A 21983-nucleotide genomic window follows, 5' to 3' on the forward strand; every position below is an offset into this window, starting at 1 on the left:
CGGGTCACCACTTTTGGAGGATTAGCTCAGCTGGGAGAGCACCTGCCTTACAAGCAGGGGGTCGGCGGTTCGATCCCGTCATCCTCCACCATATATTTTTAAATGTCGGAGGGGTAGCGAAGTGGCTAAACGCGGCGGACTGTAAATCCGCTCCTTTGGGTTCGGCAGTTCGAATCTGCCCCCCTCCACCATTTTCTTTAAAATAACCTGAGAGGGTTTATTTTTTTGAAAAGATAACCATACTAGTAAATATTAATGGGCTATAGCCAAGCGGTAAGGCAACGGACTTTGACTCCGTCATGCGCTGGTTCGAATCCAGCTAGCCCAGCCATTTACGAGCCATTAGCTCAGTTGGTAGAGCATCTGACTTTTAATCAGAGGGTCGAAGGTTCGAATCCTTCATGGCTCACCATTTTCGCGGAAGTAGTTCAGTGGTAGAATACAACCTTGCCAAGGTTGGGGTCGCGGGTTCGAATCCCGTCTTCCGCTTAATTACTAAGGGGCCTTAGCTCAGCTGGGAGAGCGCCTGCCTTGCACGCAGGAGGTCAGCGGTTCGATCCCGCTAGGCTCCATATAAATAGGGAAAGCTTACATCAAATGATGTAAGCTTTTTTGTGTTTAAATTTCACTCAAAAAGGAAACTTTTCCGTATATCGTTTAAAATGAAAAAAAGGGATTGAATAAGGGGGGGGATAATTATGAAAGTTGTCATTGCATCGGATTCATATAAAGAAAGCCTGAAAGCTATAGAGGTATGTGAAGCTATTGAAAGGGGCTTTGCAGCAGTTTTTCCTAAAGCAGAGTACGTTAAAGTACCAATTGGAGATGGAGGTGAAGGAACGGTCGAATCTCTTGTTGGTGCTACAATGGGGGAAATTATATCACTTAATGTGACAGGGCCGCTTGGAGAGAGCGTGCAAGCCTATTATGGTATGTCTAAGGATAGGGAGACAGCATTTATTGAAATGGCGGCAGCATCAGGATTACAACACGTTCCAATTGAAAAGAGAAACCCACTTATTACAACTACAAAAGGGACAGGTGAACTGATATTACATGCATTAGATCAAGGAGCTAAACACATTATTTTAGGGCTTGGAGGAAGTGCTACAAATGATGGTGGGGCAGGTATGTTGTCTGCTTTAGGCGTAGAGTTTATTAATAGGAAAGGTGAAGTAATTGAGCCCTCTGGAGGAACATTACATTTGATTACTGCTCTTAACCTTTCTCGTATGGATACACGTTTGAAGGATATAAAGCTAGAAGCAGCATGTGATGTCGACAATCCATTAGTTGGACCAAAGGGAGCGTCTTTTGTATTTGGGAGACAAAAGGGTGCGAATGTAGAGATGATGAAAGAGCTAGACGGGAATTTAAAACATTATGCTAATATACTTAAACAGTACGTATCTTTTGATGTGTCCCTAATACCTGGTACAGGGGCAGCTGGAGGAATGGGAGCGGCTGTCGTTGCAGTACTAAAGGGACAGCTAAGAAAAGGGATTGAAATTGTATTAGATTATACAAATTTTGATAAGTGTATAGAGGGTGCCGATCTTATTGTAACTGGTGAGGGAAGGATAGATGAACAAACAGCTTATGGAAAAGCTCCTGTTGGTGTCGCGAAGCGGGCGAAATGTCGTCATATTCCTGTAATTGCTATTGGTGGATCTGTATCCTCGAATTATACGACTGTTTACGAAAAGGGAATTGATGCAGTGTTTAGTATTACGGCTAGCCCAATGACATTAGAAGAAGCATATAAAGCGGCAGAAGAGAATATCGAAATGACAGCAAAAAATATTGCAGCAGTGTGGAAACTAGCATCAAAAAAACGCTTCTAAATGTAGAAGTGTTTTTTTTATCCAGTTATTTGAGGGTATCTTGTGTAATCCTAGGTGGTGATGGAGAAAAGCACTGATAAAAATATTAGCTGATAGAAAAGTTAGTTGGTTCATTAAGTTAACTTAACTTTATACATAGAATGGTTTAAAAATTGGGATTCTAACGTAAATATAAGTGAATAAAATGTATATCCATGCAGAAAAATGTCGAGTTGAGTCAGACTATATAAAAGATTTAAAATATTTAGTGAAGGCATAAAAGGGGGATACTATCTATGAAAAAAGAAATCTCAGTTATTGGAGTTCCAATGGATTTAGGACAGATGCGTCGTGGGGTTGATATGGGACCAAGCGCGATCCGTTATGCAGGGGTAGTTGAAAGAATTGAACAAATTGGATATGACGTAAAAGATATGGGAGATATATGTATAGAGAGAGAAAAAGAAGTAGATGAAAATACAAAATTACGAAACCTTACTCAAGTTGCAACTGTATGTAACGAACTAGCGACTAAGGTTGATCATAGTATAGAAGAAGGTCGTTTTCCACTTGTATTGGGCGGCGATCATAGTATTGCTATCGGTACGTTAGCTGGTGTGGCGAAACATTATAAAAATTTAGGTGTTATTTGGTATGATGCACACGGTGATTTAAATACAGAAGAGACTTCACCATCTGGAAATATTCACGGTATGTCACTTGCTGCAAGTTTAGGATATGGACATTCTTTACTTGTAGACTTATACGGGTCATATCCAAAGGTGAAGAAAGAGAACGTTGTAATTATCGGTGCACGTGCATTAGATGAAGGAGAAAAGGACTTTATTCGTGAAGAAGGCATTAAAGTATTCTCAATGCATGAAATTGATCGTATGGGTATGACGGCTGTTATGGAAGAAACAATTGCGTATTTATCTCATACTGACGGTGTTCATTTATCATTAGATTTAGATGGGCTTGATCCTCATGACGCACCAGGAGTTGGAACACCTGTAATTGGTGGTCTATCGTATCGTGAAAGCCACCTAGCGATGGAAATGTTAGCAGAAGCTGATATTGTTACATCTGCTGAATTTGTTGAAGTAAATACGATTTTAGATGAGAGAAATAGAACAGCAACAACAGCGGTTGCTTTAATGGGTTCTTTATTCGGTGAAAAACTAAAATAAATGTAAGAAAAGCAACTGAGAAGTTGCTTTTTTTATTTGAAAATAGGCGTATAATAATGACTTATATTATACTGTAGGATAAGAAAGTTTGACATCTTACCAATTTAAGCTAAAGGGGGGCGTTTGTAATTGTCGTTTGGTTCATGTATGGTATAATTAACTAGTTGTTGGAAATACATACAGATAGAGCATAAAATAATATTTCAATATATGGATAGAATTGCTCGTAAGTAGGAGGAAGGGTTAGCATGCCTTTTGAAGATACGACCATTTTGAAATATCTTAGTACGGCATTAGATATTGCTGTTGTATGGTTTATTATATATAAGCTAATTCTTATAATTCGGGGCACGAAGGCTGTGCAACTTTTAAAAGGTATTACAGTTATTATTGTCGTCCGGATGATTAGTATTTTACTTGAATTGCATACGCTATATTGGCTAACGGAACAAGTATTAACGTGGGGATTTTTAGCCGTTATTATTATCTTCCAGCCAGAATTGAGAAGAGCACTTGAGCAGCTAGGACGGGGTAGCTTATTTTCGCGTGTGGGAAATCAGGGGGAAGATGAACCTGAAATTGTTGCAACAGCGATAGCTAAAGCAACGGAATATATGGGAAAACGTAGAATTGGTGCACTAATTACTTTGTCAAAAGAGACTGGGATGGATGATTATGTAGAAACGGGTATTCCGCTAAATGCAAATGTATCATCGGAATTACTCATTAATATTTTTATCCCTAATACCCCTCTTCATGATGGAGCAGTAATTATGCAGGGAAGTACAATTAAAGCAGCAGCATGTTACCTTCCTTTATCAGAAAGCCCATTTATTTCTAAGGAGTTAGGAACTAGGCATCGCGCTGCAATGGGAGTTAGTGAAGTCACCGATAGTATTACAGTAGTTGTGTCGGAAGAAACAGGCCAAATTTCTTTAACGAAAAACGGTGAGTTACATCGTGATTTGAAGACAGAACAGCTAAAGGATATGTTGTTAGCTGAATTTAGTGGGAACGAAAAAACGACTTCTTCGTCTTTATGGAATTGGAGGAGAAAGCGTCATGGATAAGTTAATGGAGAATCATTGGTTTTTAAAAGGAATCTCATTACTATTGGCGTGTATGCTTTTTATGTCAGCAACTTTAACTGAAAAAAATACGACATCGAGTATATTACCTTTCGTAAATGAAACGAAAGAAACATTAACTGATTATCCTATTACCCTTAAGTATGATGAAGAGAAATATATTGTAAGTGGTATTCCAGCAGGTGGAGTCAAGGTGAAGTTGGAAGGCCCAAAATCAGCAGTTGCTACAGCAAAAGCAAAAAAACAATTTGATATATCAGTTGATTTGCGAGATAGTCAAAAAGGAACTTATGAAGTTTCTTTAAAAGCGAACGGGCTTCCAGATGATGTGAAGGGGACAGTTCAGCCAGCAACAATTAAAGTCACTCTTCATGAAAAAGCGAAAAAGTATGTTCATGTAGATTTAAAATTATCAAATGAAGACCAGATGCCAGCAGGTGCTACCATTGAGAAATCAAGTATTAAGCCTGACACTGTTGAAGTAGTTGGAACAAAAGAAGAAATAGAAAGTATTTCATCTGCTAAGGCATATATAGATTTAAAAGGTGTTAATAAAACAGTTACAAAAACAGCAGACGTTACATTATACAATAAAGAAGGAAAACGTTTAAATGTAAAAACAAGTCCATCTAAAATAAGTGTAACGGTGAATGTAGCGACACAAGCTACAGCAAATAATGTCGAAAAAACAGTTCCTTTAACATATTCGAAAAAAGGGAATCTACCAGAAGGTTTAGCTGTTACAAATATTAGTGTTGAACCAAAAGAAGTAACGATAGCAGGTCCAAAAGACATTTTGGATAATATACAATCTATAGAGGGGGTCGAGGTAGATCTTAGTCAATTGACGGATTCTACAACATTCGATGCCTCTGTTTTATTGCCAAAAGGTGTAACAAGTGCAAAACCAAATCAAGTGAAGGTTTCCATAGGGGTACAAAAGGTAAAACAAACGAAAAGTAAAACTATTGATGGTATCCCGATTCAAAAAAGTGGAATTCCGAATGATGTTACTGCGCAGCTACTTTCGCCACAAGATGGAAAGATAAGCGTTGATATTTCAGGAGAAGCAAGTATAGTAGATAAAATAACAGTTGCTCAAATAACAGCGGCGATTAATCTGCAAAATGTATCTCCGGGGACGAAAGATGTTGCTATTCAAGTGAGTGGTCCTGGTAATATTTCGATAGAAGCAAAACAAAAAAGTGCTAAAGTCACAATTGTGAAGAAAGAAAAGCCGGATAAAGAAGTACAGGGTAATATTGAACAACCAGATTCAAAAAACAATCAAGAAAATCAAACTGAAAAACCAAAAAATCCTGAACCTAATCCAGAAAAGGATCAGGAAAAAGATAAAGACAAAGAAAAAGACAAAGAAAAAGAAAATGGCCAAGAAACGAGCCAAGAACCAACAGTAGATAATCAAAAAGAGCACGAAAAAGGAGCGAATAATAATGGGTAAATATTTTGGTACAGACGGAGTACGTGGGGTTGCAAATAAGGAATTAACACCTGAATTAGCTTTTAAAATAGGACGTTTTGGCGGCTATGTATTAACAAAAGATACAGATCGTCCAAAAGTAATTATTGGCCGTGATACACGTGTATCTGGACATATGCTAGAAGGAGCTTTAGTAGCAGGCCTATTATCAACTGGAGCGGAAGTAATGCGCCTTGGTGTTATTTCTACACCAGGTGTGGCTTATTTAACAAAAGCTTTAGGGGCGCAAGCAGGTGTTATGATCTCTGCATCTCATAACCCAGTACAAGATAATGGAATTAAGTTCTTCGGTTCAGATGGATTTAAATTAACAGATGAGCAAGAAGCAGAAATTGAAGCGTTATTAGACAAAGAAGTTGATGAGCTACCACGTCCAACAGGTACTAACCTTGGACAAGTGAGTGATTACTTTGAAGGTGGACAAAAATATTTACAATACATTAAACAAACTGTAGAGGAAGATTTCTCTGGTTTACATATTGCTTTAGATTGTGCACATGGTGCTACATCTTCTTTAGCTCCATATTTATTTGCAGATTTAGAAGCTGATATTTCAACAATGGGAACTTCACCGAACGGTATGAATATTAACGCCGGAGTAGGTTCTACGCATCCAGAAGTATTAGCTGAATTAGTAAAAGAAAAAGGTGCTGACATTGGTCTTGCTTTTGATGGTGACGGAGACCGTTTAATCGCAGTAGACGAAAAAGGAAACATCGTTGATGGCGATCAAATTATGTTTATTTGCGCGAAGTATATGAAAGAAACTGGTCAATTGAAACATAATACAGTTGTTTCAACAGTTATGAGTAACTTAGGTTTCTACAAAGCGCTTGAAGCAAACAATATTACAAGTGATAAAACAGCAGTTGGTGATCGCTACGTAATGGAAGAGATGAAACGTGGTGGATATAACCTGGGCGGAGAACAATCAGGTCATATTATCTTACTTGATTACATTACAACTGGTGATGGAATGTTAAGTGCACTTCAACTTGTAAATATCATGAAAATGACGAAAAAACCATTATCTGAGCTTGCAGGCGAGATGACAAAATTCCCACAATTACTAGTAAATGTTCGTGTAACAGATAAGAAACTAGCACTAGAAAATGAGAAAATTAAAGAAATTATTCGTGTTGTAGAGGAAGAAATGAACGGAGACGGTCGTATTCTTGTTCGTCCATCTGGAACAGAACCACTTATTCGTGTAATGGCAGAAGCACCGACACAAGAAATTTGTGATGGGTATGTACATCGTATTGTAGAAGTTGTGAAAGCTGAAGTTGGCGTTGAATAATTAGCCGATTTTATTTAAAAGGAGCACAAAAAGTGCTCCTTTTTCATATTTTTTATAGACAATGAAAAAAATTTCATTGACGATTTATATTGTTTGTTATACGATGGTCTTGTTCTTTTTCTCAAAGGAAATATTGTAAATTATAAAAGCGCCAGAACTACAAGTAGTGTAGTTGACGAGGTGGAGTTTATCGAGATTTCGGCGGATGACTCCCGGTTGTTCATCACAACCGCAATCTTTTACTTAAAACATTAAGGTGACTTAGTGGACAAAGGTGAAAGTGTGATGAGAGAAGAGGAACGGATGAATACTAGCTGTATAAGTATATACGGACTTTAACCCAATCGAGAGGAAGGTGAAAGCCGTTACAAGCTTACAGGGCTAGCAATATGTAATCCGTTTTTTAGTATAAATAAAAATGGTATCGGACTATGTCGTTACATGTTCGCAGAGCAGTGTAAGCATTTGTAACGGCGACTAAACATGTGTGGAATCGTAGGATTTATTGGAGAGCAAGATGCAAAGGAAATTTTATTAAAAGGTTTAGAAAAGCTAGAATATCGCGGATATGATTCAGCAGGTATTGCAGTACAAGCAGAGAACGGTGTTATTGTATACAAAGAAAAAGGCCGTATTGCAAAACTTCGCGAAGTCGTAGAAGAGAATGTAGCAGCAAGCGTGGGAATCGGTCACACACGCTGGGCTACACACGGTGTTCCAAGCAAATTAAACGCGCATCCGCATCAAAGTACATCAAAACGTTTTACACTAGTTCATAACGGTGTAATTGAAAACTATGAATTAGTGAAAAAAGAATATTTACAAGATGTAACGTTCGTAAGTGAAACAGATACAGAAATTATCGTGCAGCTTATGGAACAACAAGTAAGTACAGGACTAAGTGTAGAAGATGCGTTCCGAAAAACGTTATCTCTTTTACATGGTTCTTACGCAATCGGACTACTTGATGCTGAAAATCCAAACATGATTTATGTTGCTAAAAACAAAAGCCCGCTATTAGTAGGTGCTGGTGATAACTTTAATGTTATTGCAAGCGACGCTATGGCGATGTTACAAGTTACAGATCAATTTATCGAGTTAATGGATAAAGAAATGGTAATCGTAACAAAAGAAAGCATTACAATTAAAAACTTACAAGGTGAAACGATTGAACGTGCACCGTTTACAGCGGAATTAGACGCAAGTGATATTGAAAAAGGAACGTATCCTCATTTCATGCTAAAAGAAATCGACGAGCAACCACTTGTAATCCGTAATATTATTCAAAAGTACCAAGATGAAAATGGCGGAATTGAATTAGATCAAGATATCCGTAACGCAATTTTAGATAGCGATCGCATTTACATCATTGCATGTGGAACAAGTTATCATGCAGGTCTTGTTGGAAAGCAATTCATTGAGAAATTTGCGAAAGTACCAGTTGAAGTACATGTAGCAAGTGAATTCTCTTACAACATGCCATTATTAACAGAAAGACCATTCTTCATTTACATTTCACAAAGTGGTGAAACAGCTGATAGCCGTGCAGTACTTGTGCAAACAAATGAAATGGGTCATAAAGCATTAACAATTACAAACGTACCTGGTTCTACGCTTTCTCGTGAAGCTGATTATACACTTCCTTTATATGCAGGACCAGAAATCGCAGTTGCATCGACGAAAGCATACACAGCACAGCTTGCAGTACTTTCAATCTTAGCGGCTGACATTGCAAAAGCAAAAGGTGAGGTTCTTGATTTCGATTTAACACATGAATTAGGACTTGTAGCAAATGCAATGGTAGTACTTTGTGATCAAAAAGAAGAGATGGACGCATTAGCAAAACAATTTTTAGCAACAACGCGTAACTGCTTCTTCATCGGACGTAGCGTAGACTTCTTCGTAGGTTTAGAAGGTGCGTTAAAACTAAAAGAAATCTCTTACATCCAAGCAGAAGGATTTGCTGGAGGAGAATTAAAACACGGTACAATCGCCTTAATCGAAAACGGTACACCAGTTATCGCCCTTGCTACACAAGAGCACGTAAACCTTGGAATTCGTGGTAACGTGAAAGAAGTAGTAGCACGCGGAGCTAACCCATGTATCATTTCAATGAAAGGCTTAGAAATGGAAGGAGACAGCTTCGTATTACCAGCTGTACACGAAGCACTAGCACCGCTAGTAGCAGTTATTCCATTCCAACTTATCTCATACTACGCAGCGCTTCACCGCGAATGTGACGTTGATAAGCCACGTAACTTAGCTAAATCTGTTACTGTTGAGTAGGAGATTGGTAGAGTAACTAGATTATTGTAAATTTAAAATAAAGTCACGACATTTATAAAAAAGTTGTGAAGCTTTGCCCCTTTGGATATGATTATCTAAAGGGGCATTTTTGTGTCGAAAAAAAAGAACATCTAAAATCGATAAGTGGATTAAAGAGGGGCAAGGAACTGGCAGTGGGATTTAAAAAGTATAAAAACCGGCAGACAACATGAGGTTTTATCGAATTTGGGACGGAACTACTTTTATTTAACTGAATTTTCTGTTGTTTTTTCGGATATTCGTTGATGGAAAAAAACCACTGATTAAAGTTTCACTTTATTGAACAAATTAGATTACTAGACATTACGAGGGGGTTTATTAATGAAGGTGAAAGAAAAAACATATTTAAGTATAGAAGAGATTATTTCATTACCAACCTTATCAAGTACAAACATAAGTGACGATGGCAAAAATGTAGCATTTGTTAAGAAGACAGCTAACTGGAAAGAAAATACATATAGGAATCATATATGGATATATGAAAAAGATAAGGAGCAGAGTTACCCATTAACAACTGGGGATATAGACAGTATACACCCATTATGGTCCCCAGATTCTAGGGATATCGCATACCTTAACCCAGTTGGTGAGGGGGATAATAAGAAAAATCAAATCTTTGTTAAGTCAATAGATGGTTATAGTGAGTTACAAATTACTGATGAGGAAGAAGGGGTCAGTACATTCAAATGGGAGCCTACTGGTAAAGGTTTTTATTATGTTGCACAGTCAAAAGAATGTGAGGAAATAAAGAAACGTAAAGAGCTATATGGGGACTTCCAACATGCAGGTAAGGAACATCGGAATAATTGTTTATATTACATTGAAATAGAAAAAGTGATACAAAATGATAAAGAGGAGCGAGAGGTTAGCGGTGTTTATCAATTAACTGAGGGTAAGGATTTTTATATACATAACTTTGATATTTCAAATGATGGGAAAAAGGTTGTATTTATGGCTACGCCAAGCCTAAGCGATTATATGAATGGTGATCTATACATATTAGATATTGAAGTTGGCAAACTACAAAAAATGAATATAGATAAGTTGTTAGGAGAGAGCGTTTGCTTTTCTCCTGAGGGCAGCAAAATATGTTACTCAGCAAGCATAAGGGAGAAGGAGTACTATAAGACTCATATACAAGACAGTACATTAGAGATATATGATATGAATAATGGAGAGCTAATTCGACCTTTACTAGATTTTGATAGTACGGTTATGCCATTACAGTGGACAGCTAAAGGAATTTTAATTAGATGGCAGGATAAAACGAATTACCTCACTGGCTTGCTATCTGAGGATGGCACTGTAGAAATGTTAAGTGAAAACGTAGATGGCTTTATAATGGATGCTTCTATAACAAGGGATGGAAAACATATATCCTATAATAAAGCTATTACAAATGAAACCTTTGAAATCTATTTAGACGATAAAAAAATAACGAATGAAAATATCTTTTTCGAAGGAAAGCTTAAAAGTAATAGAGAAATAATCTCATGGAAAAGTAGTGATGGTCTTGAAATAGAGGGTGTTTTATCAACTCCAGTAGAGTTTGACGCAAATGGAAAATATCCCTTATTAGTAGTAATCCATGGTGGACCAGCTTGGGCATCCTTTCCGATATTTTCAGACTGTTTTAATGAGAAATATCCGATTGAACAGTTTGTTGAAAAAGGCTTTATCGTTTTAGAGCCAAACTATAGGGGAAGTTCTGGTTATGGTAATGAATTTTTAAAAGCAAACTATAGAAAACAGGGAATTGCTGACTATGATGATGTTATATCTGGAGTGGATAAACTAGTTGAGCAAGGGATGGTAGATAAAGATAGAGTAGGAGTTATGGGATGGAGTAACGGAGGATATATATCAGCCTTCTGTTCTACGTTTAGTAATAGATTTAAAGCTATTTCAGTTGGGGGCGGAATTACTAACTGGAGTACCCATTATGTAAATACAGATATCCCTTACTTTATTAGAATGCATTTAGGAAATACTCCATGGAATGATCCAGATATATATACAAAAACATCGCCAATGACATATATTAAATCAGCCTGTACGCCCACCTTAATCCAACATGGCGAAAAGGATGCAAGAATTCCAACTCTAAACGCATATGAGCTATATCAAGGATTAAGGGATATGGAAGTGGATGCAGAATTAATTATATTTAAAGGAATGGCATATAGTTCTGACCAGCCCGGAATGAATGTGGCTATTATGAAGCAGAATTTGATGTGGTTTTCACACTATATTCTTGGAGAAAGTATGAAAGATTTTAGGGTTTTATAATGGATATCCTCACAGGATACATAAGGATGAAACAGTCTTCATAAGGAGGGCTGTTTTCATATTTAGCTTGTGATTGTAGCTCTTGCTTCTGGTTCATCTGCAAGTATACGTATTATTAGATTTTCAGATAGATAAACGTTATAAGGTAACTTATAACGTTTATATAAATATAAATTACTTCTATAGATAAGTTTGTATTATATCCAATTGTGAATAGTTTAGGTAATCTATTGTATATCAAAAAACCGAAATCTGATTGTAGATTTCGGTTTCACTTTATGTGAGAGAATGATTGTGTTTCTTATTAGCTTATATTTAAAAGATGAACTGTTCTTATGCAGTCTTATTTAATTTATATGCTTCACGGTTATTTTTTTTGAAAAGTTTTGGGAAAACATAACCATCTAATCCAATACGTCCAGCATTATGTCCTGCAACTAAAATGAACATAGTTAAAATAAGCAGGTTTGGGTTTACACTAACAGTTCCGCTTAATAAAAATGAAAGGTTCATTATGATGCCGAAAAATGCAGCTGTTTTTGTTAATCCACCTAAAATCAAACCTAGCCCTACTAAAATTTCTCCCCATTGAACTAAAAAGCTAAATAGGTCTGCGTTTGGAAGAACAAAATGTTGAAGAAAATCTGCCCACCAACCTTGTACTGCAGGGTGGTCACCTGATGCTTGAGCGATAGCTCCTTTTAGAAAACCACTTGCGTCAAAAGATTGTCCAAAAACTTTTCCTATTCCAGCAGCAAGCCATGCATATCCTATGTAAAGTCGTAAAAATAATAATATGAAAGTAGCGCGTTTATCAGTTCTTAAAAAATTGATAACCATTGAAATCCCTCCAATGTATTGTATTTACATGTTTATTATATATCCATTGTGAATAGATTCACAATGGATATAATGTGAACAAAAATTATGATTTTTCATTTGTACATAAAGTATTTGGAAATTTATTTTTTGGAGGATGAACAATAAATGAGGGATGGGAGCTTTCCACTAAAATAGATAGCTCCCATAGTAAATAGATTAATGCACGTTCTTTTAACTAGTTACTATTAGTTTATCTTTTCTTTATTATTTCTCTGGTTTTATATAAGGAACTACTTGCGCAGTAGCTCCTACAGAGGCACCGCGAATAAAGCCTTGGTTTTCTAACGCCTTAAAATTCTCTGTTTTCCCGGTTAGCATGACACCTAAAATTTTCACTTGATCAAAGGGTTTGTTTTTGTTTGATTTTAAAAACTTCTGAATGCCTTCATCATGTCCATCGTCATCGTATTGTTTAAGTGAATCAACGAACTCTTTGTACGCTTCTTCAGGGGACTTATCTGGATTGAATCCGTAAACCGGCATACCAGCAGGCCCTTTACTTTCATCTCCAATTGGTGATGTCATATATAGCCATACAATGTTTAAGGTATCTGGAATTTTTTCTTTAATTTCTTGTAATGTATAGGGTTGATTGAATGAGAGAGCAACTTCTGCAACATAGTTGTTCATTTGTGAAACTTCGCCTAATTCATTTTGGACACCATCATGATATTCTTTAATAGCTGGATTATAAAATGTCGCGAATTTATTTTTAGTTTGTTTATCGTACTCATAGAACTCTGTATCGGACCAATAAAAGCCGGGCGTTAATTCGTTGGTATCAATGTTGGTACGGAGCCAACCATAGGAACTTGTTAATGTGTTCCACGGGACTACATAACCATTAATATTTTTAGAACGATTTGATATAATATTGCCGCCAAACATGGATGAGTTACTCGTTACTTGAGAATCAATTTGCACATTCGGTTCTGCAATTGCGTTATGTAAAAAGAGATGTTCGTGAAGTTTCGTAGAACTTTTCGCTGCGAAGTAATTACCGATCTTATAAAATATAGGGATAAGTATTATTACGACGATAATAGAAGTAATAATGGTTTTGAGTAATTGCTTACGTTTCGCTTTTTTTAACGCATCTTTTAAAGAAGTGTCCATTAAGTTTTTCCTCCTACTGTAGAATGAATTATTTTACGTGCGCGATGTAATTTTTGTTTGACACTGTTTACTTGAATATCTAATATTAGAGCGATTTCTTCATATGAAAAGTTGTAATAGTACTTTAAAAAGAAGGCTTCTTTATATTCTAGTTTTATATCTTTTAATAGATAGAAAATCTCATCTTTATTTAAAACAGCATCCAATTCTCGGTCTGTATATTGTAATTTTGAATAAATCTCTTCAGTTAAATAGATGTTTTGCTGCTCCTTTTTTCTCTTCAAGTCAATGTATTCGTTTAATGCGACTCTGAAAAACCATGGACGTATGTTACTCTCGGTTAGGTCATCTAGCAACGTGTATACTTTATAGAAAGTATTTTGGATGATGTCTTCTGCATCTTCTTTTATAGCCCCTTTCGCTAGTAATAGTTTGAACACTTCCTCTCCTAAACTGATAAGATAGGAGGTCAATATATTTTCTTTTCCCATCACTTTTCCTCCCTACACTTATACAACGGATAGGTAATGATAAATGTATACACTTTAAATTTAAATAAGTTATTAACTATGGTTTATAGTATAGGATACTTCATAAACAGGAATAGATATTTTATTTGTTGGAATATTAAATCCCTAATGTTAAAATGGAATGTGGAGATATATGGAAAGGAGACAAAGACTGGATATGTGTACGAACTTGTAATGATTAGAAACTAGATAGATAAATTTTTCTCTCGTAAGTGAGGGTTTATTTAACTGTCTGTAAATCATTCAAGGATTGCATATTTGGCTTGTACATCCCTTTTGTAAAGATAATGCGTAGGGAAATTTATATCTCTTATATAAAATATGCGTCCTTTAAACTTGGAGGAGTATAGTATGAATCAATTAAAAAATAAAGTAGCTGTGGTTACAGGTGTTAGTCGTCTAGATGGTATTGGAGCAGCGATTTGTAAAGAATTAGCTGAAGCAGGATACGATGTCTTTTTTACGTACTGGACGAATTACGATAAAGAGATGCCTTGGGGCGTTGATCCAAAAGAACAAATACAATTAAAAGAAGAGCTGATAAAGAACGGTGTTGAAGTATCAAGTATGGAGTTAGATTTAACTCGGAATGATGCGCCGGAACAACTTATAAATAAAGTTACTGAACAAATGGGGTACCCTGATATATTAATTAATAACGCAGCATATTCTACGAATAATGATTTCTCTAATTTGACTGCTGAAGAGTTAGATAAACATTATATGGTAAATGTTCGCGGCACTACATTGTTAAGTAGTAAGTTTGCCCAAGGATTTGATAAAAAATCTGGTGGTAGAATTGTGAATATGACGTCGGGACAATTTAAAGGGCCTATGGCTGGAGAATTAGCGTATGCAACGACGAAGGGAGCTATTGACGCTCTCACTAGTACGTTAGCAGCAGAAGTGGCTCATTTAGGGATAACGGTTAATGCGATTAATCCAGGTCCAACTAATACGGGATGGATGACTGAAGAGATAAAGCGCGGGTTAACACCGATGTTTCCTTTTGGCAGAATTGGTGAACCAAAGGATGCAGCAAGGCTTATTAAGTTTTTAGTGAGTGAAGAAGCCGGGTGGATTACAGGACAAGTTATTCATTCAGAAGGTGGATTTAAGAGATAAATTTATAAATAAAAAGAAGGTATCTCATTTTAGTGAGATACCTTCTTTTTAATCTTTCTTCAATCTTCGTGCAACACCATTCCCTAATGACTGTAATCCTTGAACGAGGATAATCAAAATAAAGACTGTTGCATACATTACTTCAGGTTCGTAGCGTAAATGCCCGAATCGATATGCTAAATCACCAAGGCCGCCAGCACCTACAAGTCCAGCCATTGCTGTTGCACCGATTAAGCCGATCGTTGCGATTGTTAATCCAAGTACGAGAGACGGGCGAGCTTCTTTAACCATAACGTGCCAAATGATTTTTAAAGTAGAGACTCCCATTGCTTGATATGCTTCAATGACACCACGGTCCACTTCTAATAAAGCAGTTTCCATTAAACGGGCAATGTAAGGGGCTGTGAAGACAACAAGTGGTACGATAACACCTTGCACGCCAATGGACGTTCCCATTAGAAACTTTGTAAAAGGTAAAATGAAGAATAATAGAATGATAAACGGAAGAGAACGAATGATATTAATAACTGTATTAAGAATAGGATAGATAATTTTATTTTCTCGCTGTCCACCAGGTCTCGTTAAAACAAGTGTGACACCGAGTGGTAATGCAATAAGAATAGAGATAAGTAGTGAAATAGATGTCATTTGAAATGTTTGAATTGTTGCTTCCCATATTACGTTACCCCACTCATCCAAAAAGGACTTGTTTCCCATAATCTGTTCTACCTCCTTCTACGATGATCCCTTGTTCTTGTAAAAATGATAAGGCACGGTGTACTTCACTTTTTTCACCTTGCATATGAACGATCAGTTTTCCATATGCCCCATGTTTTAACTGCGTAATATTGCCTGATAAAATATTAGGATATACGTGGAAACGTTTTGTAGCGACAGCTAACGCTGGTTCTCCTGAAGCGGTTCCTATAAATGAAAGTGTTACGATTTCCCCGGTGCTTTGTAGTTCTTTCTGTACCTCTTCTGGAATTTTAGCTGCAAACGCGCTATTTACAAATTTCTTCGTTGTTACATGTTGTGGATCTGTAAAAATGTCCTTCACTGTTCCACTTTCAACGACAGATCCATGTTCCATTACAGCAACTTGGTCACAAATACGCTGGATGACATTCATTTCGTGTGTAATTAGCAAAATCGTAATTCCGATTTCTTCGTTGATCTTTAATAATAAATCAAGAATAGAATCGGTCGTTTCCGGATCTAATGCGCTCGTTGCTTCATCACTTAATAAAACTTCAGGCTCATGAGATAGTGCGCGAGCGATTGCTACACGTTGTTTTTGACCACCAGATAATTCACTTGGATAGGCATCTTTTTTATTAAAGAGATCAACAATGCGTAAATACTTTTCTACCCTTTTTTCAATTTCATTTTTGGGAAGACCAGATAGACGTAAGGGTAGTGCGATGTTTTCATAAACGGTAACGGTTTTAAGTAAATTGAATCCTTGAAAAATCATGCCGATTTTTTGTCTCGCTTTTGCGAGTTCTTTCGTCGATAAGGTTGTTAAATCTTGTTCGTTTATAATGATATTTCCTGTCGTTGGTTTTTCTAATAAATTTACACAACGAATTAATGTACTTTTACCAGCGCCGCTATATCCGATGATTCCAAATACTTCACCCTTTTTTACTTTAAGGGAAGTTGGTTTAAGGGCCTCAACATTCCCTTTTTTTGTTGAAAATACTTTGGAGATGTTTTTTAATTCAATCATTATAGTCAGCTCCTACCAAGACGGTAAAACAGAACCATCGAATTTTTTCTCAATGAAATCTTTTACTTCTTTAGATTGATAAGCTTTCTTTAATTTATTTACAACAGCATCATCTTTATTTTCAGTACGCACAACGACCCAGTTCACATATGGTGAATCTTTTCCCTCGCGGAAAATAGAATCTTTTGCTGGACTTAATTTTGCACCTAATGCAAAGTTTGTATTAATCGCAGCTGCCTTCACTTCACTTAGCTGCGTTGGTAATTGAGATGCCTCTAATTCAACAATCTTTAAATTTTTCGGATTTTCAATTACATCTTTTGCAGTCGCTTTTTCTGTAGCTTTTGGATCAACTTTTAAAACACCTGCTTTTTCAAATAGCTTTAAAGCACGCAACTCATTTGTTGGGTCATTTGGGACAGCAATTGCGTCACCCTCTTTTAATTCTTTTACATCTTTTAAGTTTTTAGAGTATATACCCATAGGGAATGTTACTGTGGAAAATACTTCAGTTAATTTCATATTACGTTCAGCTTTAAATACGTCTAAATAAGATTTTGTTTGGTAGCTATTTACATCGAGGCTTTTTTCATCTAAAGATACGTTTGGTGCTACATAATCATTAAATACCTTTATATCGATTTGGAGGCCATCTTTTGCTGCAACTTCTTTCACCCTTTCAAAAATTTGTTCATGCGGTCCGCCTGTTACACCAACTGTAATCTTTTTCTCATCTAATGCTTTTACCTCTTTATCAGAATTAGCACCACATGCGCCTAACAATAATACAGCTCCACTTACAATACTTAATAATATCTTTTTCATCTATAATTCCCCCTTAATATACGTTCCAAAATAAAAAGCACCTCTCAAAAATAAGAGAGGTGCCGAATAGACGAAATAGGTTCCTCTCTTATCTTCCAAAACGAAAATCGTTCTGCAGGAATTAGCACCTTAGCTTATACGTTATAAGCTCGGTTGCCGGGCATCATCGGGCCAGTCCCTCCGCCACTCTTGATAAGAGTATGTGTATGTAGTTTTTAAATATGGTACTAATAGTAAATGTTACAAAAAGAATTGTCAATATTATTTTCTGAATATATTTTATTTTAAGGTAATGGAAACATTCCCTTTTTTATGTCCGGTCTCTACGTACGTATGAGCCTCTGAAATTTCTTCTAACGGGTAAGTTTTATCGATAACTGGCTTTAATTTTTCTTCTTCCGTTAGCATTTTTAGTAGAAGCATATCTTCTTTGCTTACTTTTGCCATCGTTCCGTTGACTGATACGTATTTACCGTTAGCTGTTAATGCGCTCTTGCAATAGGATTTTTTAATTTTTCCAACTGCATCGAATATAATATCGTAGCGTTCATCGCGTTTTGTAAAATCTTCTTTCGTATAGTCAATTACGTGATTAGCTCCTAAAGATTGTACTAACTCAAAATTTGAATTGCTACAAACAGCTGTAACAGTCGCACCGAAATATTTAGCAAGTTGCACAGCAGCGGTACCTACTGATCCGGAAGCGCCATATATAAGTACTTGTTGTCCCTTTTTTATGTGCCCTTTTCTCAGAAAATGTAATGCTGAAGTTCCGCCGAAAGGAATAACTGCCGCTTCTTCATACGTCACATTGGTAGGTTTTAATGCTATCAATCCACTTTCATATACGCATGCGTATTCAGCATAACCACCAACGTTAAGTCCTGTTAATGCAAAGATGTAATCTCCTTTTTTGAATTGAGTTACATCCGTTCCTACTTCCTCAATTTCACCAGATAACTCTACACCGAGTATAGGCTTTCTTGGTTTTCTAAAACCTAATACAAATCGCATAGGAATCCAAAATAAAAGAGGACTAGTGAAGCTTCGCATTCTACAATCTCCAGTAGTTACACTTGTTGCGTGAATCTTAACTAATACTTCATTCTTTTTAGGAGTAGGTTTCTCTACATCTTGAAGTTTGAGAACATTAGGCGGCCCATACTTTGTGCAAATAATTGCTTTCATAATGACCTCCTGAATTTAGTTGTTTTTATTTACAACATATTTAAGTATTTCTTTAAACATGTTGTTATTCGAGAAATAAAGTTAAATAGAAATATTAAAAAGTATATAGATTTCAAAGGAAAATAGATGATATCCTTTTGGAAAGGAGGAGAAATTATGAAAAAACTTATTTTAACTTCTAGTATGATCCTTGCAGTTATTTTAGGTGCAGGGTGTAGTAATGAGAAAACAGCAAAGACGGATGAACCGAAAAAAGAATCAGTTCAAAAAGAAAAGGAATTAGCAGCGAAGGATGTTTTCAAGAAAACGAACGAAGCTTTTAAAAACGAAGAAAATGTAACGATGACATATGATGTAGGGATAAAAGCTGAGGGAACAGAGATGGATATATTAAAGGCTAAAATGCAATTAGAGCCAAAGACAAAGAATTCTCGTTCTGAAATGAATATTTCTGGTACAGATGTTGTAGTGTATACTGTGGATGGTAAAGTTGCTGGTGAGGTGAAAAACCCTAATACAGGAGAAGTTATATCTGTACCGGAGGAGCAATTAAATGCTGGCGGAATGAAAGCCACTCAAGATATTATAGATAATTTAGAAGTGCCAGCAGTAGTTTTAGATAAAATGAAGATGGAGAAAAGCGGAGATAAATATAAGCTGACGTTTATATTAAAAGGGCAAGAAACAGAGAGTATGTTAACTAGCATGGATGAAACGCAGAAGAAAATGCTACAAGCACAAAACGCAAAGATAGAAGAAGTGGATGCGGAATATATCATTACAAAAGATTTTAAATATGAATCAGCGAAGATAGATATGATTATGAGTAGTAATGGTAAGGATAAGGCACACATTATTACGAATGCAAAATATACATCGTACGAAAAGTTTGAGCCAATACAGCTGCCAGCAGCAAAGTAACAGTTTTGATGAGGGAGGGACCTAAAATAAAGGGTCTCTCTCTTTTTTGTTAATACCTTCTTCGTAGGAAAGTAGGTACAATATGAAGAGGAAGAACGTTAGAAGGGGAGAGTGCCATTTGAAAAAAAGAAAGATAGCAGTTGTTATTGTAGCGTATACAGTGTTGCTCGCGACATCTATATATACATACAAAGAGCAACTGGATCATCCTATTATGAGTGATGTAGGAAAGTTGCTTCCAACGAAAATTAAACGTGTTGAAAATGCTGAGGATGAAAGTTCATTAAAAAAGTTAGTGCAAGATGCAAAAGTATCTGGAGAGAAGATTTCTATTGCAGGTATGCAACATAGCCAAGGCGGGCAGACATATTATCCTAACGGTACGATGCTTGATATGAAAGGATATAATGAAATATTAGAATTCGATCCGGAGAAGAAGAGGATTAGGGTGCAAAGTGGTGTCACATGGAATGACATTCAAAAGAAAATCAATCCATATGGTCTTGCAGTTCAAGTGATGCAATCTCAAAATATTTTTACTGTTGGTGGTTCATTAAGTGTAAATGTACATGGGCGTGATATTCGTCATGAAGCATTGATTGATACAGTAGAGTCGTTCAGATTGTTAATGGCAGATGGTACGGTGCGTAATGTAAATAGAGAAGAAAATGCTGACTTGTTTCCGTATGTAATTGGAGGATATGGATTATTTGGTGTGATTTTAGATGTGACGCTACAGTTAACAAACGATGAATTGTATGAAACGGACACGAAGGTACTAGATTATAAAGAATACTCTTCATACTTTAAGAATAAAGTGCGAAGGGACGAGAATATACGTATGCATTTAGCACGTATTTCTGTTGCCCCAAATTCATTTTTAAAAGAAATGTATGTGACAGATTATGTACTGGCAGAAGATCAACAGAAGCTGGGAGAGTACAGCAAATTAAAAGAAGAAAATATTATAGCTGCGCCGAAATTCTTACTTGGGTTATCACGTTATAGTGACTGGGGAAAGGGCGCATTTTGGGATATACAAAGAAGTTATTTTGAACGTACAGATGGTAAGTACGAAACTCGAAATAACGTAATGAGATCTGATAGTGCTTTTATGGAATACGATAATCCAAACTTGACCGAAGTTTTACAAGAGTACTTTGTACCGATAGATGGTTTTGCAGAGTATATAGATGATTTGCGAAGTGTTTTAAATGAAGAGGAATTAAACCTTCTTAACATCACAATCCGCTATGTAGAAAAGAATGAGAATGCGGTGCTATCTTATGCGAAAGATGATATGTTTGCGCTTGTGCTTCTAATTAATCAAGGGCGTTCTGAAGATGAAATAAAGAAAACAAAAGTGGTCATTCAAAAGATGATTGATGTTACGTTAAAGCATAATGGAAGTTATTATTTACCGTATTATTCTTATCCGGAAAAGGAGCAACTAAAGAAAGCGTATCCTCGCATAGAAGAATTCCTTCAGAAGAAGAAGGAAGTAGACCCAGAGGAAAGGTTTGTGAATTTATTTTATAAGGAGTATAGCAAATGACATATAGAAGATTTGTAGCCTCACAAAGCATTATTATGATGGCGGGTAGTATGGTATTTCCTTTTTATATACTATTGCTTCGAAATGTAGGAAATAGTTTCTCGCAATTTGGCTGGGCGTACGGCTTATTTGCCTTAACTTCAGCTCTAGTATATCCGTTAGTTGGAAGAATCTCTGATAGGGTAGGTGATAGAAAGTTATTAATTATATACGCATGGTCCATGGCTATATTAATGCTTTTTTTCCCTATTGCAACAGAAGTTTGGCATGTATACATTCTCCAAATTTTAATGGGTATTTTAGGTGCTGTGCAGCGTAATACGGAGAAGACATCGTTAGCACGAAAGGTAGAACAGAAAAAAGCTGGTTATGAGATTGGAAAATATCATGTGTGGACATCGGTTGGAGGAGCAGTAGCAGTTATTGCAACGGGATATTTAGTAGATTTCTTTACGATTGGCACCATTTTTTATATAGCATCTATTTTATATGCAGTGAGTGGAATTGTATTAAGTAGCAAAAAAATATAATCATACCCATTTTTACCTGATTACCCTTTATTTGTTATACTTATGGAGAAGACAAAAGAAAAG

18 protein-coding genes, 6 tRNA genes, 2 pseudogenes and 1 riboswitch are annotated in these 21983 nt (G+C 36.3%); of the genes and pseudogenes, 19 read left to right on the forward strand and 7 right to left on the reverse strand.

From position 1 onward, the window contains the following. Positions 1–15: 15 nt before the first annotated feature. The 15 genes and pseudogenes from ABH960_RS26160 to ABH960_RS26230 all read left to right on the forward strand — a co-directional run bounded on the left by ABH960_RS26160 (position 16) and on the right by ABH960_RS26230 (position 11516). Positions 16–91, forward strand: a tRNA-Val gene (locus ABH960_RS26160). A gap of 16 nt (positions 92–107) precedes the next feature. Further along, a tRNA-Tyr gene (locus ABH960_RS26165) sits at positions 108–191 on the forward strand. 65 nt (positions 192–256) lie between these two features. Next, positions 257–331: transfer RNA gene (locus ABH960_RS26170), tRNA-Gln, on the forward strand. Positions 332–336: 5 nt separating this feature from the next. Continuing rightward, positions 337–412: transfer RNA gene (locus ABH960_RS26175), tRNA-Lys, on the forward strand. A gap of 5 nt (positions 413–417) precedes the next feature. Then, positions 418–489 (forward strand) — tRNA-Gly (locus tag ABH960_RS26180). Positions 490–499: 10 nt separating this feature from the next. Beyond that, positions 500–572: transfer RNA gene (locus ABH960_RS26185), tRNA-Ala, on the forward strand. A gap of 126 nt (positions 573–698) precedes the next feature. Further along, positions 699–1844, forward strand: a complete 1146-nt coding sequence (locus tag ABH960_RS26190) for a glycerate kinase (protein ID WP_404449309.1) — start codon at positions 699–701, stop codon at positions 1842–1844. 275 nt (positions 1845–2119) lie between these two features. Continuing rightward, positions 2120–3013: an arginase gene (gene rocF, locus ABH960_RS26195; protein WP_404449311.1), complete on the forward strand. Its 894-nt coding sequence runs from the start codon at positions 2120–2122 to the stop codon at positions 3011–3013. Positions 3014–3261: 248 nt separating this feature from the next. Further along, entirely contained in the window at positions 3262–4083 is an 822-nt protein-coding gene (gene cdaA / locus ABH960_RS26200; RefSeq protein WP_002091475.1) for a diadenylate cyclase CdaA, read from the forward strand. Then, positions 4076–5563, forward strand: coding sequence for a CdaR family protein (locus tag ABH960_RS26205; protein WP_404449313.1), 1488 nt, complete (start codon positions 4076–4078; stop codon positions 5561–5563). The genes cdaA and ABH960_RS26205 overlap by 8 nt, the downstream gene beginning before the upstream one ends. Continuing rightward, positions 5556–6902, forward strand: a complete 1347-nt coding sequence (gene glmM, locus ABH960_RS26210; RefSeq protein WP_002139928.1) for a phosphoglucosamine mutase — start codon at positions 5556–5558, stop codon at positions 6900–6902. The genes ABH960_RS26205 and glmM overlap by 8 nt, the downstream gene beginning before the upstream one ends. A 285-nt stretch (positions 6903–7187) precedes the next feature. Continuing rightward, positions 7188–7373 (forward strand): annotated as a pseudogene (locus ABH960_RS26215) (hypothetical protein). A gap of 12 nt (positions 7374–7385) precedes the next feature. Further along, positions 7386–9188, forward strand: coding sequence for a glutamine--fructose-6-phosphate transaminase (isomerizing) (gene glmS, locus ABH960_RS26220; RefSeq protein WP_113938308.1), 1803 nt, complete (start codon positions 7386–7388; stop codon positions 9186–9188). A 109-nt stretch (positions 9189–9297) separates the two neighbouring features. After that, positions 9298–9470, forward strand: a pseudogene (locus tag ABH960_RS26225) (TnsA endonuclease N-terminal domain-containing protein); the annotation flags it as partial. Between the two features lie 78 nt (positions 9471–9548). Continuing rightward, positions 9549–11516 (forward strand): S9 family peptidase, encoded by a 1968-nt coding sequence (locus ABH960_RS26230; protein ID WP_404449316.1) that lies wholly within the window; start codon positions 9549–9551, stop codon positions 11514–11516. A 333-nt stretch (positions 11517–11849) separates the two neighbouring features. On the opposite strand, the gene ABH960_RS26235 is transcribed toward ABH960_RS26230, so the two are convergent. The 3 genes from ABH960_RS26235 to ABH960_RS26245 form a co-directional block, all read right to left on the reverse strand. Beyond that, a complete protein-coding gene (locus ABH960_RS26235; RefSeq protein WP_219300662.1) occupies positions 11850–12356 on the reverse strand; it encodes a DoxX family membrane protein in 507 nt (168 codons plus the stop codon). 246 nt (positions 12357–12602) lie between these two features. Continuing rightward, entirely contained in the window at positions 12603–13514 is a 912-nt protein-coding gene (locus ABH960_RS26240) for a sigma factor regulator N-terminal domain-containing protein (protein ID WP_372489019.1), read from the reverse strand. After that, entirely contained in the window at positions 13514–14005 is a 492-nt protein-coding gene (locus ABH960_RS26245; protein WP_372489020.1) for an RNA polymerase sigma factor, read from the reverse strand. Before ABH960_RS26245 ends, ABH960_RS26240 begins: the two co-directional genes overlap by 1 nt. Before the next feature lie 360 nt (positions 14006–14365). On the opposite strand from ABH960_RS26245, the gene ABH960_RS26250 reads away from it, so the two are divergent. Next, positions 14366–15169 (forward strand): SDR family oxidoreductase, encoded by an 804-nt coding sequence (locus ABH960_RS26250; protein ID WP_404449319.1) that lies wholly within the window; start codon positions 14366–14368, stop codon positions 15167–15169. A gap of 48 nt (positions 15170–15217) precedes the next feature. Here the strand turns inward: ABH960_RS26250 and ABH960_RS26255 are convergent, their stop codons facing one another. From ABH960_RS26255 to ABH960_RS26270, 4 genes are all read right to left on the reverse strand, one after another. Then, the gene (locus ABH960_RS26255; protein WP_002124718.1) at positions 15218–15886 is read right to left on the reverse strand and encodes a methionine ABC transporter permease; all 669 of its coding nucleotides are present in this window, start codon (positions 15884–15886) and stop codon (positions 15218–15220) included. Continuing rightward, a complete protein-coding gene (locus tag ABH960_RS26260) occupies positions 15861–16901 on the reverse strand; it encodes a methionine ABC transporter ATP-binding protein (RefSeq protein ID WP_404449321.1) in 1041 nt (346 codons plus the stop codon). Before ABH960_RS26260 ends, ABH960_RS26255 begins: the two co-directional genes overlap by 26 nt. A gap of 12 nt (positions 16902–16913) precedes the next feature. Next, positions 16914–17726, reverse strand: a complete 813-nt coding sequence (locus ABH960_RS26265) for a MetQ/NlpA family ABC transporter substrate-binding protein (RefSeq protein WP_404449323.1) — start codon at positions 17724–17726, stop codon at positions 16914–16916. Positions 17727–17811: 85 nt separating this feature from the next. Further along, positions 17812–17925: riboswitch (SAM riboswitch) on the reverse strand. An 80-nt stretch (positions 17926–18005) separates the two neighbouring features. Next, complete coding sequence (locus ABH960_RS26270) at positions 18006–18914, reverse strand: NAD(P)-dependent alcohol dehydrogenase (protein ID WP_404449325.1); 909 nt, start codon at positions 18912–18914, stop codon at positions 18006–18008. Between the two features lie 156 nt (positions 18915–19070). Between ABH960_RS26270 and ABH960_RS26275 the strand changes: the two genes are divergently transcribed. The 3 genes from ABH960_RS26275 (at position 19071) to ABH960_RS26285 (ending at position 21920) form a co-directional block, all read left to right on the forward strand. Next, on the forward strand, positions 19071–19835 hold the full coding sequence (locus ABH960_RS26275; protein WP_219375208.1) for a hypothetical protein: 765 nt from the start codon (positions 19071–19073) through the stop codon (positions 19833–19835). A 118-nt stretch (positions 19836–19953) separates the two neighbouring features. After that, the gene (locus tag ABH960_RS26280; protein WP_404449327.1) at positions 19954–21390 is read left to right on the forward strand and encodes an FAD-binding protein; all 1437 of its coding nucleotides are present in this window, start codon (positions 19954–19956) and stop codon (positions 21388–21390) included. After that, positions 21387–21920 (forward strand): MFS transporter, encoded by a 534-nt coding sequence (locus ABH960_RS26285; RefSeq protein WP_012260185.1) that lies wholly within the window; start codon positions 21387–21389, stop codon positions 21918–21920. The genes ABH960_RS26280 and ABH960_RS26285 overlap by 4 nt, the downstream gene beginning before the upstream one ends. The last annotated feature ends 63 nt before the right edge of the window (positions 21921–21983 follow it).

This window comes from Bacillus sp. RC252, from assembly GCF_044909215.1.
GTDB classification, from domain to species: domain Bacteria; phylum Bacillota; class Bacilli; order Bacillales; family Bacillaceae_G; genus Bacillus_A; species Bacillus_A mycoides.

Bases quoted from the DNA above. Each gene is read 5' to 3' on its own strand.
- ABH960_RS26190 (WP_404449309.1), top strand. From the start codon at position 699: ATGAAAGTTGTCATTGCATCGGATTCATATAAAGAAAGCCTGAAAGCT.
- rocF (WP_404449311.1), top strand. From the start codon at position 2,120: ATGAAAAAAGAAATCTCAGTTATTGGAGTTCCAATGGATTTAGGACAG.
- cdaA (WP_002091475.1), top strand. From the start codon at position 3,262: ATGCCTTTTGAAGATACGACCATTTTGAAATATCTTAGTACGGCATTA.
- ABH960_RS26205 (WP_404449313.1), top strand. From the start codon at position 4,076: ATGGATAAGTTAATGGAGAATCATTGGTTTTTAAAAGGAATCTCATTA.
- glmM (WP_002139928.1), top strand. From the start codon at position 5,556: ATGGGTAAATATTTTGGTACAGACGGAGTACGTGGGGTTGCAAATAAG.
- glmS (WP_113938308.1), top strand. From the start codon at position 7,386: ATGTGTGGAATCGTAGGATTTATTGGAGAGCAAGATGCAAAGGAAATT.
- ABH960_RS26230 (WP_404449316.1), top strand. From the start codon at position 9,549: ATGAAGGTGAAAGAAAAAACATATTTAAGTATAGAAGAGATTATTTCA.
- ABH960_RS26235 (WP_219300662.1), bottom strand. From the start codon at position 12,356: ATGGTTATCAATTTTTTAAGAACTGATAAACGCGCTACTTTCATATTA.
- ABH960_RS26240 (WP_372489019.1), bottom strand. From the start codon at position 13,514: ATGGACACTTCTTTAAAAGATGCGTTAAAAAAAGCGAAACGTAAGCAA.
- ABH960_RS26245 (WP_372489020.1), bottom strand. From the start codon at position 14,005: ATGGGAAAAGAAAATATATTGACCTCCTATCTTATCAGTTTAGGAGAG.
- ABH960_RS26250 (WP_404449319.1), top strand. From the start codon at position 14,366: ATGCGTCCTTTAAACTTGGAGGAGTATAGTATGAATCAATTAAAAAAT.
- ABH960_RS26255 (WP_002124718.1), bottom strand. From the start codon at position 15,886: ATGGGAAACAAGTCCTTTTTGGATGAGTGGGGTAACGTAATATGGGAA.
- ABH960_RS26260 (WP_404449321.1), bottom strand. From the start codon at position 16,901: ATGATTGAATTAAAAAACATCTCCAAAGTATTTTCAACAAAAAAAGGG.
- ABH960_RS26265 (WP_404449323.1), bottom strand. From the start codon at position 17,726: ATGAAAAAGATATTATTAAGTATTGTAAGTGGAGCTGTATTATTGTTA.
- ABH960_RS26270 (WP_404449325.1), bottom strand. From the start codon at position 18,914: ATGAAAGCAATTATTTGCACAAAGTATGGGCCGCCTAATGTTCTCAAA.
- ABH960_RS26275 (WP_219375208.1), top strand. From the start codon at position 19,071: ATGAAAAAACTTATTTTAACTTCTAGTATGATCCTTGCAGTTATTTTA.
- ABH960_RS26285 (WP_012260185.1), top strand. From the start codon at position 21,387: ATGACATATAGAAGATTTGTAGCCTCACAAAGCATTATTATGATGGCG.